Raw genomic sequence first — 16,784 nt, forward strand, 5'->3', positions numbered from 1 at the left:
GTCTGTCGGCTGGGGGCTCGCTACGCTCGCACACCCTCACCTAACCTCTCCCGCAAGCGGGAGAGGGACGGGGCAGCGCAGTTCTAGCGGCGTGCCACTTTCCGGCCACCGATACCGCGGTCTTCCTCGAAGAGCTGCGCGAGCTGTTCGACCATCGTGCCGCCCAGTTGCTCGGCGTCCATGATGGTGACGGCGCTCTTGTAGTAGCGGGTGACGTCGTGGCCGATGCCGATGGCGATCAGCTCGACCGGCGACTTGCCCTCGATCCAGCCGATCACCTGGCGCAGGTGGCGCTCGAGATAATTGCCGCTGTTCACCGACAGCGTCGAATCGTCGACCGGCGCGCCATCGGAGATCACCATGAGGATGCGGCGATCCTCCGGGCGGCCGAGCAGCCGCCGGTGCGCCCACATCAGCGCCTCGCCGTCGATATTCTCCTTCAGGAGCCCCTCGCGCATCATCAGCCCGAGGTTCTTGCGCGCGCGGCGCCATGGCGCGTCGGCGGTCTTGTAGACGATGTGGCGGAGGTCGTTGAGGCGACCGGGCTTCGCCGGGCGGCCCTCGGCGAGCCAGCGCTCGCGCGCCTGCCCACCCTTCCACGCGCGCGTCGTGAAGCCGAGGATCTCGACCTTCACCGCGCAGCGTTCGAGCGTGCGGGCGAGGATGTCGGCGCAGATCGCGGCGATCGAGATCGGGCGCCCGCGCATCGAGCCCGAATTGTCGATGAGCAGCGTCACGACGGTGTCGCGGAAATCGGTGTCGCGCTCGGCCTTGTAGGAGAGCGCGTGCATCGGGTTGGCGACGATGCGCGACAGGCGCGCGGCATCGAGCTGGCCTTCCTCCTGATCGAAGTCCCAGGCGCGGTTCTGCTGCGCCATCAGCCGGCGCTGCAGCCGGTTCGCGAGCTTGGTGACCGCGCCCTGCAGATGGGTGAGCTGCTGGTCGAGATAGGCGCGCAGCCGCGTCAGTTCCTCGGCGTCGCACAGCTCTTCGGCACCGACGATCTCGTCGAACTTGTCGGTGAAGGCGCGGTAGTCGAAGTCGGGCGGCAGGTCCGACATCGGCTGGTTCGGGCGCCAGGGGGTCATCCCCTCCTCGCCTTCCTCGCCCATCTCGGCGTCGGACATCATGTCCGAGTCCATTTCGGCCTGCTTGGTCGAGCCTTCGTCGCCGGCCTCGTCGCTTTCCTCGGCGCGCGTCTCGGTATCCGACTCGGCGCCGCCGGATTCGTCATCGCTGTCGTCGTCGCCGTCGCTCGGCTTTTCCTCGTCCGATTCGTCCTGCTGCTCCGAATCGTCCTGCTCGGGCTCCTCGCCAATGTCCTCGGTCAGGCCGAGGTCGGAGAGGACGCGGCGCAGCATCGCGCTGAACGCCTGCTGGTCGTCGATGCGGTCGGTCAGCGCGTCGAGATGGCTGCCGGCCTTCTCCTCGATGCGCGCGCAGATCATTTCCAGCGCCGGCGCGGCGGCGGCGGGCGGCAGCTCGCCGGTCAGCCGCTCGCGCACCATCAGCGCCAGCGCGGTCGCGAGCGGCACCTCCGCCTCGGTACGGGCGCGGGCGATCGGGTCGGCCTTGATCCGCGCCTCGGTCATCCGGCTGAGGTTGGTGGCGACGCCCGCCATCGCGCGCGCGCCGATCGCCTCGATACGCGCCTGCTCGACGGCGTTGTGGATGTCGCGCGGCAGGCCGGCAGGCGGCTGGTCGGCCAAATGGCGCTTGGGGTCATGGTGACGCTGGCGCAGCGCGAAGGCGTCGGCCCAGCCGCGCGCCTCGGCGACCTGTTCGGGCGGCAGGTTGCGCGCCGGCTGCGGCACGCGCGCCTGTTTGCCGCTCATCCCCGGCTTGTCGGCGGTGTAGCTGAGCTCCGCCTCGCGCTCATGGCCTAGCGCCCGCAAGGTCGCGGCAAGTGCCTGCCGGAAGTCTTCGATGGGATTTTCGGGGCCGGCCATGAACTCGGACTAGGTCCGCCTCCAGTTAGTTTCAGCCACCGCACCTGAGTGGCGTAGGTGTGAATCTCGCCACAACCTTAGCGAGACGGACGCTCTTCGCCCGAACGATAGTCGATGTTTACGGAACAGGAGCGATTGCCTCGCCCCAGCGTGATCAAATGGGAGAACACAGTCACGTATGGGCCGCTGCCCCACTCTGTGATGGGTCGATCGCTATCAAGTGGCACACTGTCAGGGCGATGCGTTCGCATCGGTGTGGTTACGTAGTCGTCGTCAGCAACCTGCAAGCCGTATCGATACGCGTTGCCCGCTGCCGTTTTCGCTACCACCTTTTTCCAGCCCCTTTCCTCACCGTCCACACCAGGGCGCTCCCGCCAGTAGTCGATGGGTCCGTAGGTGCTGCTAATCCGGTCTATCGTGCGCTCGAGAATGTCGAGGCACTGGCTTTTTGTAACCTCTCCCTCCTCGTCAAAATCGAGCGCCACGGAGATTAGCTTTCCCCGTGCGTTGAACGTCAGATTGGGAGAAAACGCGATGCCGTCGATCAATGGGAGGTATGTTTCCCGATCATCGGAGACGAGATAACAGCCTTTAGTCGCCATCTCCGGCCGACATTCAACGAATGACACCGCATTCCACTCCACGTCGGAGCGCGCGGTGACGGCCTCATCAAATGACATGCCGAATTTATAGTCTTCCCAGCCCGTCACCGATGCGGGGCGCGGCGCCGCGACAACCTCCTGCCGCTTCTCCTGTTGCGGCGCTTCAGGTGAGCAGCCCGCAACTATCCCGGCCATCAGACCGGCGCAAATCGATACTCGCGCCGTGGCAGGAATCACCTCTTGGCCTTCGCGGTGACGCTCTCCGGCAGATCCTCGCCGAACACCCGCTGGTAATATTCCGCCACCAGCGACCGCTCCGCCTCGTCGCACTTGTTGAGGAAGGAGACGCGGAAGGCGAAGCCGAGGTTGCCGCCGAAGATCGCCGCATTCTGCGCCCAGGTGAGCACGGTGCGCGGGCTCATCACCGTCGAGATGTCGCCGGCGACGAAGCCCTGCCGGGTCATGTCGGCGATCTTGACCATGTTGGCGATGGTCTTGCGGTCGAGATTCGGCGCCTTCTTCGAGACGATGTCGGTCTCGGTCTCGGCCGGCAGATAGTTGAGCGTGGTGACGATCGACCAGCGGTCCATCTGGCCCTGATTGATCTGCTGCGTGCCGTGATAGAGCCCGGTCGTGTCGCCCAAGCCCACGGTGTTCGCGGTGGCGAACAGCCGGAAATAGGGGTTCGGGCGGATGACGCGGTTCTGGTCGAGCAGGGTCAGCTTGCCCTCGACCTCCAGCACGCGCTGGATGACGAACATCACGTCGGGGCGGCCGGCGTCATATTCGTCGAAGACCAGCGCGGTCGGCGTCTGCAGCGCCCAGGGCAGCAGGCCTTCGCGGAATTCGGTGACCTGCTTGCCCTCGCGCAGCACGATCGCGTCCTTGCCGACGAGGTCGATGCGGCTGATGTGGCTGTCGAGGTTGATGCGCACGCACGGCCAGTTGAGGCGCGCCGCGACCTGCTCGATGTGCGTCGACTTGCCGGTGCCGTGATAGCCCTGGATCATCACGCGGCGGTTGAAGGCGAAGCCCGCGAGGATCGCCATCGTGGTGTCGGCGTCGAACACATAGGTGTCGTCGCGATCGGGCACACGCTCGTCGGCGACCGAGAAGGCCGGCACCTGCCAGTCGATGTCGAGGCCGAACACCTCGCGCGCATCGACGGTCGTGTCCGGCGCGGACAGCACCGTCGTCGCATGCGGATCGATGTCGGGACGCGAATTGGTAGCCAAGATTCAGGACTCCCTAGGCGAAGGCGGGCGCGGACTTGAGGTGCGTATAGGCATCGATCACGTCCTGCAACTGCCGCTCGTGCGTCCGGTCGCCGCCGTTCGCATCGGGGTGGTAGCGCCTGACAAGCTCGGTGTACCGCCGCCGGATATCGGCGAGGCTCGCCTCGTCGTCGAGCCGCAAAACCGACAGGGCCTCGCGATCCTTCGCCCTGAGTACCCGCCCGTTCTTCGCGGTCGCCCGCGCGAAGCTGCCGGCGCCGTAGCGGCCCGACAGGATGTCGAGCGGGTCCTGCACATCGCCGCGGGCGTAGGCGTTCGAGGCGAAGCCGCGGGTCTTGCGCTCCCACGAGGGGTGCGGCGACTGGGCGGCGGCGATCTCGTCGGCGGTCATGCCCTGGAAGAAATTATAGCCGGCGTTGAACTCGCGGACATGATCGAGGCAGAACCAGCGCCACGCGCGGGGACCGTCGCCCGGCGCCCCATCGCGGGACGGCGCGCGGAATTCGCCGGCCTCCTTGCAGCCGGGCGCACCGCAGGGCGTGGGCTCGTCATGTTCGACGCGGCCGTGAAAACGGCTGCCGCGCTTGAATCTAGGCTCAGTCATTGTCCTCTCTATATAGGCGACAGGCTTCAACGCAGGAGAGCGCAATGGGACGCGTGGCAGAGGAAATCGACCGGCGCATTCGGGCAGCGCTTTCGCCCGACCGGCTGGAGATCGTCGACGACAGCTCGAAGCATGCGGGCCATGCCGGCCACCGCGGCGACGATGCCGAAAGCCATTTTACCGTGCGGCTGACCAGCGCGGCCTTCACCGGCCAGAACCGGTTAGCCCGGCAGCGGGCGGTGTATACAGCATTGGGCGACCTCATTGCGCCCGACCGCATCCACGCTCTATCCATCGAGGCGAGAGCGCCGGGCGAGTCCTGAACCGGCGCCCGCCCCAGGGAGTCTTCATGCGCCACCTCGCCCTTCTCGCCGCCGCGCTGCTCGCGACGACTGCGCCCGCCGCTTACGCCCAGACCGCGCCGCAGAAGGTGGCGAAGGTGATGAGCAGCGGCGGCTACAAGGCCGCGATCGCCCACCTCGACGCCGAGCATGAGCGGATCGTCGAGGAGATCATCACGCTGACCGAGATTCCGGCGCCGCCGTTCAAGGAGAAGGCGCGCGCCGAAGCCTATATGGCGATGCTGAAGGCCGCCGGGCTGACCGACGTCGAGATGGACGCCGAGGGCAATGTGATGGGTCTGCGCCGCGGCACCGGCAAGGCCGGCCGCCCGCTGGTGATGATCGCCGCGCACCTCGACACGGTGTTCCCGGAGGGCACGCCGATCAAGGTGAAGCGCGAGGGCACCAGGTTGCTGGCGCCGGGCATCGGCGACGACACGCGCAGCCTCGCGGTGCTGCTCGGCTACGTCCGTGCGATGAACGCGGCGAAGATCGCCACCGACAAGGATATCCTGTTCGTCGGCAACGTCGGCGAGGAAGGGCCGGGCGACCTGCGCGGCGTCCGCTACCTGTTCACCAAGGGCAAGTACAAGGACCGCATCGACAGCTTCTTCTCGATGGACGGCACGTCGGCGGCGCGGGTCGTCAACGGCGGCGTCGGATCGAAGCGCTACCGCGTCACCTTCAAGGGGCCGGGCGGCCACAGCTATGGCGCCTTCGGCCTCGTCAATCCGATGGTGGCGATGTCGGCGGCGGTCACCGACTTCTACAAGATTGCGGTGCCGGCCGAGCCGAAAACCACCTATGCCGCGAGCGTCACCGGCGGCGGCACCTCGGTCAACTCGATCCCCGATGCGACCTGGATGGAATTCGACATGCGCTCGGTCAGCAAGGATGAGCTGGCCAAGCTCGAGAAGCGCTTCCTCGAGATCATGCCGGCGGCGGCCGAGGCGGAGAACGCCGCGCGCTCGACCCGCGAGGGCAAGATCGTCGCCGAGCTGAAGATGATCGGCGACCGGCCGGCGGGCACGACGCCCGAGACCGCGCCGCTCGTCCAGATCGCGTCGGCGGCGGTGAGCGCGCATGGCCTGAAGCCCGACCTCGGCGCGTCGTCGACCGACGCCAACATGCCGATGTCGCTCGGCATCCCCGGCATCACCATCGGCTCGGGCGGCAGCGGCGGCCGCGCTCATTCGCTCGACGAATGGATCGACGTCGAGAAGGGGTCGAGCCTGAAGGGCATGACCATCGGCCTCACCATGCTGCTGGCAACCGCCGGGCTGAAGTAGCCGTTACCCCCGCCCGGTACGCTTCGCCCTAGAAGGCGAAGCGTACCGTGGCGCGCACGTCGTGCTGGCGGTAGCCGCCGTCGAACGCGGTGCCGACCTCGATGCCGAAGGCGATGTCCTCGGTCTGGCCGCGCAGCGCGAGCTGCACCATCTTCTCGCCGTCAGGCACCTCCTCGGGCGACAAAGTGAAGTCGCTGCCGCCGCTGAGGAAGCGGGCCGTGGTGCGGCCGGGGGTGCCGGCGAGGCGCTGGCGCCAGCCGGCCTTCACCTCGGGTCCCCAGCGGAAGGTGTCGCCGAAGCGCGCGCCGAGGGTCAGCGCGGCGGTGCCGGTGAGCAGCTGGCCGTCGCGGCCGTCGACGGCGAGATCGAAGCCCTCGCCACCGCCGCTCTCCCGGTAGCCCTTCTCTTTCAGGTAGACATAGTCGACCGACAGTTCAGGCCGCGCGACCAGCCAGCCGCTGCCGAGCTCGTAGGCCGCGCCGGCATGCGCGTCGCCGAGCCAGCCGGTCCAGTCGGCGGTGGCGGCGAGGTCGACGCCGGCGCCGACCAGCTTGCGGTCACTGTCGAACCAGACATGGCCGAGCGCAGCGCGGACATTGGCGCGCAGGCGCCCGATCTCGCCGCGCCAATAGGCGCCGGCCTGCGCGAACTGCATCACCACTTCCTCATCGGCGGCGGCGCCACGATCCTTGTAGGTGGTGGCGACGAAGCTGGCGGCGAGGCCGAGCGCATGGCCGTTGCCGGCGCGTTCAAGACCGGCGGCGAGGCCGAGGCCGTTGGCCTTGAAGCCCGCCGCGTCGTCGGCGTCGCGGCGCAGGTTGAACAGAATTTCCTGCCCCCAGACGGCGAGGCCGCTACCGCCCTCGACGCGGCCGACCGGCGCCGCCATCGCCGCCGACATTGCGGATGAGATAGCGGCGGCCGACAGCAAAGAGCCGCCCGAATGGTCGGGGAGCATCTGGTTATAGAGGGCGTCGAACGCCGCCTCGTCCTCGGCGCCGAGGAAGGCCGATTCGATGCGCGCGTCGCGGTCGAGCCGGTCGAACACCGCCGCATAGGCCTCGGCGCCCGAGCGGTTGAGGCCAAGCTCGGCCGCCGTCTTGGCGCGGACGCCGGCGTAAAGGCTGTTGGTTGCGGCGTCGCGGCGCAGGGTGGCGGCGTAGAGATAGGGCGCGCCGGTCAGCGTCGTCGTCGCGTCGCCGAGGGTCAGCGAGCCGGCGCGGATGATCTCGAACTCGCGGGTGCCGCGCAACAGCGAGCCCAGCTCGATCTCGATCTTCGCGCCACTGGCGATGGTGGCGGCGCCGGCCACATCGAAGCGCAGTGCGGTTGCCGCCGCCGGGTCGATCGCCACGCGCAATTGCCCTTCGGCGCCGATGCTTAGCGAGCTCAGCGCCAGGGGTGCCGTGTTGACGACGGTGAGCGAGCCCTTGCCGAGGCTGACGGCGAGCGCGCCGTCCGAATCGACCAGCTCGGCGGTCACGGTCGCACCGCCGTCGATCAGCAGTGTGTCGGCACCGGCGCCGAACGACAGCATGCCCAGATAGCTGCCGCTCAGCAGCTCGACCCGGTCGGCGCCGCTGCCCATCAGCACTTGGCCGGTCAGCGACGGCAGGTCGGCGGTCGCCGAGGCGCGGGTCTGACGGATCAGCGCGCCACTGGTGTTGGCGCGCAGATCGACGGCGACGGCGCGACCCGTGATGGCCTCGTTGCCCGCATCGAGGTCGGCGTCGTCCTTGTCGTTGGCGTCGTCGGTCGGGGTGATCTTCGCGAGGATGCGACCCGTGTTCTCGATGGTGGCGAGTGTGCCCGAGCGGTCGAGGATGGCGACGGAGTCGGCCGCCTCGCCGTTGACCGTCGCGCCGATGGTGCCGCTGTTGCGGATCGCGGTCATGGTGGCGCCCGCCTCGATGCGCACGGCCGCGGCGCCGGCGGCGCCTTCGGTGGTGGCGACCGCGCCGATCTCGCCGCTGTTGCGCAGTTCGTCGGCCCGCGCGCCGGCGTTGAGCAGGATGCCCGTCGCCGCCGCGCCGAAGGAGGCGGCGTTGATCGTGCCGCCGATATTGTTGATGCCGCCCTCGACGCGCGTCGTCCCGCCGCCGGCCTGGCCGATGCGAAGCGCGGTGGCAGCGACCCCGTCGTTGATGCCGAGGCCGCGAATCTGGCCTTTGTTTACGACGCCATAGGCATTGTCGCCGGTGCCGACGCGGCCGATGACGGTGGGCGCGCCGGCGCCGCCGAGGTCGAGCGCCGGGGCCGCGCCGTAGGAGGTCAGCACCGCGCTGCGCTCGTCGGCGTCGGGGACACCGTCCTTGTCCTCGTCCTTGTCGTCGGCGTTGCCGTCGACCGGCGGCTTGTCGAGGAGGATGCCGCCGCCGACGCTGCCGGCGATCCGCACCGCTGCACCGCCTTGGCGGAGATCATCGGCATCGAGCTTGGCGCGCACCGCGTCGGTGCCGCGATCCGTGCTGCGATAGCCGGTGGCGCTGATTGCGTTCTGGAGATGGACGACGCCGCTGACGTCGCCGAGCGAGACCGCGGTCGAGCCCTCGCCGATCGCGGTGACCGAGCCGGTGAGCGCGACAATGCCCTCGACGGCGGTGGCCAGCACGCCGACCGAACGGTCGCCGGTGACCGAGACGACGCCGGCATGGTTGAGGTTGCCGACCAGCCGCCCGTCAAGGCGGATGCCCGACGAATCATTGCCCTCGACCGAGATCACGCCCGCCGAGCTGTTGGTGATGTTGCCGGTGACCGTCACGCCCGTATCGAGACGAATGGCGTGGCGGCCGGTCCCCTTGGCGAACGGGCCGTCGAGGTCGCCGTCCTTATCGTCGTCGGTGCCGGTGAAATCCTCCATGAGGCGCACCGTGCCGTTGTTCTCCGATCCGGCGGCGGCGGTCGTGGTGAAGCGCACGCCCACCGAGTTATCCTTGTCGTCGAGGTTGATCTCGCCGTCGTTCTTCACGTTGTTTGCGCTGTCGACGGTAACGGCCACGCCTGCTGCCGCCGGCTTGATCGAGCCCGCCTTTTCGATGGTGAGATCGTCGCGCGCACCGCTGGCGATGGTCGAGGTCGCAACCGGCGCGGTGGTGGCGGTCGAGATCCTGGTTTCGGCGTGCGCCGCCGCAACCTGGATGAGGGGCAACGCGGTAACGGCAAGCAACATGTAACGCATGAGCAAATCCCCGCTTCGCGGCCCGGCGACAATCGAGGCCGACTATGATTGTTTCATAGTCTAGTTATTACTGAATATCTGACATGGCAAGAGCCGCCCGCCAGCAGCGGAACGGAACGATCAGATGACTTCGGGAAGCGCTGGCGGCAGGGTCGCGATCGGCTCCGGCCCGGCATGGGGCGGCGGCGCGATGTGGCTTTCGAACACCGCCGGACTGACCGGGGTGATATTGTGCGCAGCGTTGTCGCCGCTGTTGGCCGGATGGTTCCAGGTCGGCCCGCCCCGCAGCCCAAAGGCCTCGCGCACGTCGTTCATCGCCATCGGCTCGGCGGCAATGTTGTTGAGCAGCAGATAGCCGTCGGCGATGCCGTCGCCATCGAGATCGAGGGTCAGGCGCTGGCCGGGCAATACCGGCAGCGACGACGACGCCGACAGCGAGCCGAGGCTGAAGTTCGGATCGTCGAAGATGTTGGGCAGCGCGACCTGGTCCAGCACGACAACCGTTGCGGTCCCACCGGGCTGGTTCGACACGATCACGTCGTAGCTCGGATCATAGTCGACGATGATGCCGAGCAGGGTCGCGGCGGTCGATCCCTGCGGCGCGTTCAGTTCGAAGGTGTCGTTGCCCGCGCCGCCGATGGCGACGGTGCCGGGATCGAGCTTCAGATGATCGTTGCCGTCGCCGCCGTCGAGCAGATGATGCGGTGCATCGATGCCGCTGTTGCGCTCCAGCCGGTCATCGCCGGGGGTGCCGACGATGACGTTCGGCGCGAGATCGCCGCCCGGCTGTTCGGCCGAGGCGTCGATCACCAGCTTGGCGATATGCTGGCCGGGCGACATCGACGGCTCCGGCACGGCGCGCGACGGCGCGTCCGCCGTCCCGTCCGACTCCATCAGCAGCGGCAGCATGAGATTGCTGTCGTCGAGCCCCACCGCCGTGACGGCGGCATGGAAATCCTTGGTGGGCAGCAGGTCGGCGGCGGTGACCGGCTTCGCCGCGTCGCGCGCGTCGCGATCATCGTCGGCGTTCCCGGCCCGCTGCGCGGCGAACGCCCATTCGTCGGTCGTCTGCGCCTCGACCTGATGGTGATAGACGAAGGAGGCGACGACCAGCACCGCGGTCACCACCTGCGCCGAGGCGCGGCCGGCGGTGGCGAAGGGCACCACCACATCGGTACGGTCCTCGTTCCAGCGCGCGCCGAGCACGCGCTCGACGGCGGTGGCGAGATCGGTCGAGCGCACGAACAAATCGTCGGCGGTGTGGGCGACGAAGCTGCCGCCCTCGCGCGCGACATGGACGAGCACCTCGTCGCGCGAATCGAGCACGACGCACCAGGGATCGCCGCTATCGGTCAGCCCGTAGGCGACCTCGACCCCGGCCTCATCGGCAAAGCGGGCGGCGAGCTCGTCGAGCCGGGCACGCTCGCCCGGCGACCAGTCGCCGCGCTGCGGGATGCGGAAAGGGAGGATTGCCCCCATCGCGCCTTAAGCCTTGGCGCTGCCCGCGCGACGCGCGGCATTGCCGAACAGCAGCCGGAACAGCTCCGGCTCGTAATAGCCGAGCAGATGCTTGGCGAAGGCCTGCGCCTCCTGCCCGAGCGCGGCGGCCCACGCCGCCTGAAGATCGATGGGAACGCGGCCCAAGCCGCTCTCTACCTGGCTCACGAAGGTGTAATAGCGCAGCCCGACGCGCTCGGCGAGTTCCGCCTGCGTGATGCCCGTCGTCTCGCGCGCCGCCTTCAGCCACTGTCCGGCCTCCCGGCGCAGCTCTTTCGTCAGCGCGGCCTGGGCGGCATCGGGGGCGGCTCGGGGCATTCTGTCTCTCCTGGTAAACGGGGCTTGCGCCGGCTCACCTTGTTTAGTAGTTACGCAACTAGTGATTATGTCGCTTTGCGATACTGGATCGCGGAACGCTTGTCGAGAAGGATCAGCGGTGGCTGACAGGATGAGGCTCAAGGGGTGGCAGGGAGCGGCGGCGCTGGCCGTCGGCTTCGCCATGGCCGGTGTGCCGAAGCCGGCGGTGCCGCTCGATGCCGACGACGCCCGGGCGCCGCTGCGTGTCGACGACGCCGACCGCGGCGCGGCCGAAACGCTGACGGTGAATGCCGTGCTGCGTCTCGACACCCGCCCCGATCCAGCCGTGGAGGCGATCATCGCGACCTGAGCTCCAGGCTGAAACCCACCGGCGACAAGTCCCCCCTGTAACGCCGGCGGACTCCCTTCAGTCTGACCCTGGGCGGACCGGCCCCAAACGACCCCTCACTCCGGGGCCGGTCCGCACTTCATCTCACAGCGCGGAACGAATGCGATCACCGACCTGCGGGTCGGCGATGCGGCGGTAGCGCGCCTGCACAAGGCTGAAGACACCGAACAGCAGCAGGCCAAGCGCCACGGCCGTGAACATCCAGCCGGAGACGCCGGCGAGCGCGTCGCCCATGCCGCCGGCAGCAGCGGCATTCGCGCTGTCCCCGGCGCGCCAGAAGCCCAGGCCCACCAGCCCGAACACGATGCCGCGCGCGGCGTAGCCGAGCCGGCCAACCCACTGCACCCAGGCCTTGCGCGCCGCGGGCGGGTCGAGTTGCTTCAGGAAACTGAGGCGCACCGCTTCGACGAACTGGAAGATGCCGGCGGCGACGAGACCGACCGCGACGAGGCGCACCAGCACGCCGCCGGCGGGCAGGCCGAGCAGCCAGGAGGTCGCGGAGCGCGCGGTGTCGCCGTCGTCACTGCCGCCGCCGTTGCCGAGCGCCATCTGCAGGACGGCCAGCGCGAGAAACAGATGCGCGAAACCGCTGAGGCCATGGCCGGCGCGCACCGCCTTGCCCTTGGCATCGTCGCCGGCCCCTTCGAGGTCGAGCGTCGACTCGAGCAGTCGCCAAGCGCCATAGGCGGCGAGGCCGACCGCCGCGAGCGCCAGAAGACCGGTGCCGAAGCCGTCGCCCGCGAGCGTGCCGAGCGCCTCGGAGGCGCCGGCGGCTTGCCCGGCGCGCAGCGCCAGCCAGCCGATAAGGATGTAGGTAAGACCGCGGGCAGCGAAGCCGATGCGGGTCAGGGTTTCGAAACGGGCGATCGGCGGCATCGGTGGCTCCCTCAACGCCAATCCGGCCGATGCCGGAAGTGGTTGGGGGCTCAATGTGCGCGGGTGCGCGCGAGTTCCGTTTCAACCAACATCAGGGTCAAACGAAAGAGGGCGCCCGAAGGCGCCCTCTCCGAAAGTAGATCTGCGGTGAGGCAGCTTACTTCTGCATCTCTTCGCCGGCCTGCTCGACCTCGGCGCCGACTTCGGCGGTCGCCGCATCGGTGGCCACCGCCGCATCAGTCGCCGCCGCGTCGACCGCCGCACCGGCGTCGTCGACGGCCGCTTCGGTCGCCGCGCCGACATCGGCGGCGGCGGCTTCAACGTCGGCGCCAGCCGAATCCGCGGTGACCTCAGCGGCCTCCTCGGTCTTCTCGCTGCAGGCCGAAACGCCCAGAGCCGCAACCATCGCCAGCGAAATCGCAAGCTTCTTCATCGTCATTTCCCCCTTCAGGCCGACCCCCCACGGGCCGACGGAAAGCGCTGCCACGTTACGCGGCTGCAACGGTTAGGCAAGCGCTTTTGCGGTGCGCAGCGACTCGCGCGGCAACGTAACGACCGGGCGGCGAACTTCTCGGCTCGTCCCGTCGGGCGCGTCGGGATGTCGCGCTTTTGCCCCTCTATTCACTTTCGGTTCACGGCCAGGCTGCCGAATTCAACGGCGAGCCGGGTGCGTGTCCCCCTCATCCTGCGCCCGGCTCGCCCATTTGTATGTGTAAAACAAAAAAGGGAATTCCCCCCATGAACCGTATCCTTCTCGCCGGCGTGCTGCTGGCCGCCCCCCTTGCTGCGGCCCAGGCTCAGACCGTTTCCGCGCCGCCGGCCGACGCTCCGGTCGAAGCGACGACCAGCACCACGGTCGACGCGACCGGCACCGAAGTGACCAACGAGTCCGTGACCACGGGCGCGGGTGAAACCACCACGACGCAGACGGTCGAAACGCCCGATGGCGCCAGTACCGAGGTCGAAGCGAAGACCGATGCCGACGGCAAGACCAAGTCGGTGACCAAGACCGAGAAGCCGCCGAAGTCGTAAGCGGCGCCAACCTTTCCCGCGCCGTGACGAGCCGCCCCGGGCATCCTTGCCCCCAAGTCCCCGCCCGGGGCGTCCTCCTGTCCCCCGCTCGTCACGGCGTTGACCCCCGGCGCGCTGCTACCCTAGAAGGGCGGCGGCGCGCCGGATTAGCACAGCGGTAGTGCAGCGGTTTTGTAAACCGAAGGTCGGGGGTTCGATCCCCTCATCCGGCACCGTTTTCCTTGGTCACCGCGTTTTATCAGGACGGATATGGCAGCGATCATGCTGCAGGGCACCGGGTCGGACGTCGGCAAGTCGGTGCTGGTCGCCGGCCTGTGCCGGGCGCTGGCCAATCGGGGCCTGAACGTCCGCCCCTATAAACCGCAGAACATGTCCAACAACGCCGCGGTCACCGTCGACGGCGGCGAGATCGGGCGCGCACAGGCACTGCAGGCGCTCGCAGCGCGCGTCGACCCGACCGTCGACATGAACCCGGTGCTGCTGAAGCCGCAGGGCGACCGCACCTCGCAGCTGATCGTCCATGGCCGGATGCGCGGCACGCTTCATTCGGAGAATTGGCACGAAGGCCGACGGCCGTTGTTGCCCGAGGTGCTGGAGAGCTACCATCGCCTGCGGGCCGCCGCCGACATCGTCGTTGTGGAAGGCGCGGGCTCGCCCGCCGAAACCAATCTGCGCGCAGGCGACATCGCCAACATGGGCTTCGCGCGCGCCGCAAACGTGCCGGTCATCCTGGTCGGCGACATCGACCGCGGCGGCGTCATCGCCTCGATCGTCGGCACGCGCGTCGTCATCGACCCCGAGGACGCGGCGATGATCCGCGGCTTCCTCGTCAACAAATTCCGCGGCGACCCGGCGCTGTTCGACGACGGCTATCGCGATATCGAGGCGCGCACCGGCTGGCGCGGCTATGGCGTGGTGCCGTGGCTGCCCGAAGCAGCGCGGCTGCCAAGCGAGGATGGCGTGGTGCTGGAGCGCCACGACGCGCCTGCCACCGGCCGCGTCGTCGTCGCCTGCCCGATCACCGCGCGCATCGCCAATTTCGACGACCTCGACCCGCTGAAGCTCGAGCCCGGCGTCGAGCTGCGCATGGTGCCGCCCGGCCAGCCGATCCCGGCAGAGGCGCAGCTGATCATCCTCGCCGGATCGAAGGCCACCCTCCCCGACCTCGCCTTCCTGCGGGCGCAGGGCTGGGACATCGACATCCTCGCGCACCACCGCCGCGGGCGACCGGTGCTGGGGCTATGCGGCGGTTATCAGATGCTCGGCCGGCGCATCGCCGATCCGCACGGCATCGAGGGGCCGGCGGGCAGCGCCGACGGACTCGGGCTGCTCGATGTCGAGACGGTGCTGACGCCGGAAAAGGCGCTGCGCCGCGTCGAAGGCATGGCGCTCGGCGCCCCGTTCGCCGGCTATGAAATGCACATCGGCGAAACCTCGGGTCCCGACGCCGCGCGGCCGGTCGTGCAGTTCGCCGATGGCCGCCACGACGGCGCGCGCAGCGCCGACGGGCTGGTAGCGGGCACCTATGTTCACGGATTGCTCGCCGCGCCCGAGCAGCGACAGGCATGGCTGGCGACGATCGGCGTTGACGGCAGCGGGCGCGACTATCACGCCTCGATCGACGAGGCGCTCGACGCCATCGCCGCGACGCTCGAACGGCATGTCGATATCGACGCGCTGATCGCGCTGACGAAGACCGCCGGCTAGCCGCCGATCCGCGCCGTGGGCACGATCAGCGGCACGCCGCCGTCGCTGCCGAACCAGGCGCGCACGCCGAATGTCTGCGCCAACCGCTCCGGCGTCAGCACCGCGTCAGGCGTCCCGTCGGCGACCAGCCGCCCGCCATCCAGCAGCAGCAGCCGGTCGCAGTAGCGCGCGGCGAGGCTGAGATCGTGCAGCACCGCGATGACCAGTTGTCCCGCGGCCGCCTGCGCGCGCAGCAGGTCCATGATCTCGATCTGGTGGCCGGGGTCGAGCGCGGCCAGCGGCTCGTCGACGATCAGCGCGCTCGATTCCTGCGCGAGCGCGCGAGCGAGCAGCACGCGCGCCCGCTCGCCGCCCGACAGTTCGGTGGCGACGCGGCCACGCAGATGCGTGACGTCGGCGCGCGCCATGGCGCGATCCACCGCTTCAAGATCGGCAGCGGCAAGCCGCGACATCGGCGTGAGCAGCGGCAGGCGCCCGAGCGCTACCACCCGCTCGACAGCTAGCGGCCAGTGCAGCACCTGCCCTTGCGGCAGATAGGCGAGCAACCGCGCGATCTCGGCGCGGCGCAGTCCGGCGATCGGCGCGCCATCGAGGCGGACGTCGCCTGCGCTGGGTTCGACGAGTCCGAGCATCGCGCGGACCAATGTCGACTTGCCGGCGCCGTTCGGCCCAATGATGCCGACAAGCCCGCCCGGCGCGAAGTTCGCCGATACGCCCTCGACAGCGCGACGCCCGCCGAGCGTGACGCCCAGCGTTTCCACCGACAGCGCTACCATAGCCGCCGCTCCCGCATCAGGTGGAAGAGGAAGACCGGCACGCCGAGGAAGGCGGTCACCACGCCGAGCTTCAGCTCGTTGGTGGTCGGGATCACCCGCACCGCGACATCGGCGATCGCCAGCAGTGCCGCGCCGGCAAGCGCCGACGGCAGCAGGATCGACGAGGGCGAGCGGTCGGTGAGCGGGCGAATGAGGTGCGGCACGACGAGCCCGACGAAGCCGATCGCGCCCGACACCGCCACCGCGCCGCCGACGCCGATCGCCACACCGGCAAGCAACCGCAGCCGGGTGCGTTTCAGATCGACACCCAATGACCGTGCGCCGTCCTCGCCGAGCGTCAGCGCATCGAGTGCCCGACCGTCCCAGACGAGCAGCATTATGCCGACCGCGATGCAGGGCAGCGCCAGCAGCACATGCTGCATCGACCGGTCCTCGAGCGAGCCGAGCAGCCAGCTCATGATCTCCATCGCCGCGAACGGGTTGGGCGACATGTTGAGCGCCAGGCTGATCGCCGCGCCGCCGAGCGTGCCGATGGCGATACCGGCGAGGATGAGGGTCAGCGCGCTTTCCGATCGTCCGGCGAGCAGGAACAGCAGCAGCAGTGCCAGCAGCGCACCGCCGATCGCCAGCGCCGGCAGCAGCGCGGGGTGAAGCGCCGCGAGCCCGAAATAGAGCGCCGCCACCGCCCCCAATGCCGCGCCGTTCGAGGCGCCGAGGACCGAGGGTTCGGCGAGCGGATTGCGCAGATAGCCCTGCATCGCCGCGCCCGCGATGCCGAGCATCGCGCCGACGCCGAGCGCCAGCAGCACGCGCGGCAGCCGCAGTTCGAACAGGATAGTACGCGCGGTCGCATCGCCGCCGCCGGTCAGTGCCGCGAGCGTGCGCTCGACGCCAAGCGACGCGGTACCGACCGACAGCGACAGCGCCGCGGCGACGAGCAGCACGACGACCAGCGTCGCGATCAGCCCGATGCTCCTGCCGCTTCCCGTCAT

Annotated in this window: 16 protein-coding genes and 1 tRNA gene; 6 read left to right on the forward strand and 11 right to left on the reverse strand. The window is 69.1% G+C overall.

Features of this window, described 5'->3' with window-relative positions; translation table 11 throughout:
• Nucleotides 1-83 precede the first annotated feature (83 nt).
• The 4 genes from cobT to ACFOMD_RS06840 form a co-directional block, all read right to left on the reverse strand.
• The gene (gene cobT, locus ACFOMD_RS06825) at nt 84-1,949 is read right to left on the reverse strand and encodes a cobaltochelatase subunit CobT (protein ID WP_380858826.1); all 1,866 of its coding nucleotides are present in this window, start codon (nt 1,947-1,949) and stop codon (nt 84-86) included.
• Between the two features lie 77 nt (nt 1,950-2,026).
• Complete coding sequence (locus ACFOMD_RS06830) at nt 2,027-2,788, reverse strand: hypothetical protein (RefSeq protein WP_380858829.1); 762 nt, start codon at nt 2,786-2,788, stop codon at nt 2,027-2,029.
• On the reverse strand, nt 2,785-3,786 hold the full coding sequence (gene cobS / locus ACFOMD_RS06835; protein ID WP_380858832.1) for a cobaltochelatase subunit CobS: 1,002 nt from the start codon (nt 3,784-3,786) through the stop codon (nt 2,785-2,787). The genes ACFOMD_RS06830 and cobS overlap by 4 nt, the downstream gene beginning before the upstream one ends.
• Before the next feature lie 13 nt (nt 3,787-3,799).
• The gene (locus ACFOMD_RS06840; protein ID WP_380858835.1) at nt 3,800-4,390 is read right to left on the reverse strand and encodes a J domain-containing protein; all 591 of its coding nucleotides are present in this window, start codon (nt 4,388-4,390) and stop codon (nt 3,800-3,802) included.
• 44 nt (nt 4,391-4,434) lie between these two features.
• On the opposite strand from ACFOMD_RS06840, the gene ACFOMD_RS06845 reads away from it, so the two are divergent.
• Both ACFOMD_RS06845 and ACFOMD_RS06850 read left to right on the forward strand, forming a co-directional pair.
• Nucleotides 4,435-4,713 (forward strand): BolA family protein, encoded by a 279-nt coding sequence (locus tag ACFOMD_RS06845; protein WP_380858837.1) that lies wholly within the window; start codon nt 4,435-4,437, stop codon nt 4,711-4,713.
• Nucleotides 4,714-4,739: 26 nt separating this feature from the next.
• The gene (locus tag ACFOMD_RS06850; RefSeq protein WP_380858840.1) at nt 4,740-6,020 is read left to right on the forward strand and encodes a M20/M25/M40 family metallo-hydrolase; all 1,281 of its coding nucleotides are present in this window, start codon (nt 4,740-4,742) and stop codon (nt 6,018-6,020) included.
• A 28-nt stretch (nt 6,021-6,048) separates the two neighbouring features.
• On the opposite strand, the gene ACFOMD_RS06855 is transcribed toward ACFOMD_RS06850, so the two are convergent.
• The 3 genes from ACFOMD_RS06855 to ACFOMD_RS06865 all read right to left on the reverse strand — a co-directional run bounded on the left by ACFOMD_RS06855 (nt 6,049) and on the right by ACFOMD_RS06865 (nt 11,013).
• The gene (locus tag ACFOMD_RS06855) at nt 6,049-9,198 is read right to left on the reverse strand and encodes an autotransporter outer membrane beta-barrel domain-containing protein (protein ID WP_380858843.1); all 3,150 of its coding nucleotides are present in this window, start codon (nt 9,196-9,198) and stop codon (nt 6,049-6,051) included.
• Nucleotides 9,199-9,318: 120 nt separating this feature from the next.
• Nucleotides 9,319-10,677 carry a hypothetical protein gene (locus tag ACFOMD_RS06860; protein ID WP_380858846.1) on the reverse strand — a complete coding sequence of 453 codons (1,359 nt, stop codon included), beginning with the start codon at nt 10,675-10,677 and terminating at the stop codon, nt 9,319-9,321.
• A 6-nt stretch (nt 10,678-10,683) separates the two neighbouring features.
• Nucleotides 10,684-11,013: a helix-turn-helix domain-containing protein gene (locus ACFOMD_RS06865; protein WP_380858849.1), complete on the reverse strand. Its 330-nt coding sequence runs from the start codon at nt 11,011-11,013 to the stop codon at nt 10,684-10,686.
• 130 nt (nt 11,014-11,143) lie between these two features.
• Between ACFOMD_RS06865 and ACFOMD_RS06870 the strand changes: the two genes are divergently transcribed.
• On the forward strand, nt 11,144-11,362 hold the full coding sequence (locus tag ACFOMD_RS06870; RefSeq protein WP_380858852.1) for a hypothetical protein: 219 nt from the start codon (nt 11,144-11,146) through the stop codon (nt 11,360-11,362).
• Nucleotides 11,363-11,485: 123 nt separating this feature from the next.
• On the opposite strand, the gene ACFOMD_RS06875 is transcribed toward ACFOMD_RS06870, so the two are convergent.
• Nucleotides 11,486-12,277: a DUF1206 domain-containing protein gene (locus tag ACFOMD_RS06875; RefSeq protein WP_380858855.1), complete on the reverse strand. Its 792-nt coding sequence runs from the start codon at nt 12,275-12,277 to the stop codon at nt 11,486-11,488.
• A 157-nt stretch (nt 12,278-12,434) separates the two neighbouring features.
• Nucleotides 12,435-12,710, reverse strand: a complete 276-nt coding sequence (locus ACFOMD_RS06880) for a hypothetical protein (protein WP_380858858.1) — start codon at nt 12,708-12,710, stop codon at nt 12,435-12,437.
• A gap of 305 nt (nt 12,711-13,015) precedes the next feature.
• Between ACFOMD_RS06880 and ACFOMD_RS06885 the strand changes: the two genes are divergently transcribed.
• From ACFOMD_RS06885 to ACFOMD_RS06895, 3 genes are all read left to right on the forward strand, one after another.
• Nucleotides 13,016-13,309, forward strand: a complete 294-nt coding sequence (locus ACFOMD_RS06885; RefSeq protein ID WP_380858861.1) for a hypothetical protein — start codon at nt 13,016-13,018, stop codon at nt 13,307-13,309.
• A 140-nt stretch (nt 13,310-13,449) separates the two neighbouring features.
• A tRNA-Thr gene (locus ACFOMD_RS06890) sits at nt 13,450-13,521 on the forward strand.
• 37 nt (nt 13,522-13,558) lie between these two features.
• The gene (locus tag ACFOMD_RS06895) at nt 13,559-15,016 is read left to right on the forward strand and encodes a cobyric acid synthase (protein WP_380858864.1); all 1,458 of its coding nucleotides are present in this window, start codon (nt 13,559-13,561) and stop codon (nt 15,014-15,016) included.
• Here the strand turns inward: ACFOMD_RS06895 and ACFOMD_RS06900 are convergent.
• Together ACFOMD_RS06900 and ACFOMD_RS06905 are read right to left on the reverse strand one after the other, a co-directional pair.
• Nucleotides 15,013-15,792: an ABC transporter ATP-binding protein gene (locus ACFOMD_RS06900; RefSeq protein ID WP_380858867.1), complete on the reverse strand. Its 780-nt coding sequence runs from the start codon at nt 15,790-15,792 to the stop codon at nt 15,013-15,015. The genes ACFOMD_RS06895 and ACFOMD_RS06900 overlap by 4 nt on opposite strands.
• Nucleotides 15,786-16,784 carry a FecCD family ABC transporter permease gene (locus ACFOMD_RS06905; protein WP_380858870.1) on the reverse strand — a complete coding sequence of 333 codons (999 nt, stop codon included), beginning with the start codon at nt 16,782-16,784 and terminating at the stop codon, nt 15,786-15,788. The genes ACFOMD_RS06900 and ACFOMD_RS06905 overlap by 7 nt, the downstream gene beginning before the upstream one ends.

Source organism: Sphingoaurantiacus capsulatus, from assembly GCF_042648405.1.
Lineage (GTDB): Bacteria > Pseudomonadota > Alphaproteobacteria > Sphingomonadales > Sphingomonadaceae > Sphingoaurantiacus > Sphingoaurantiacus capsulatus.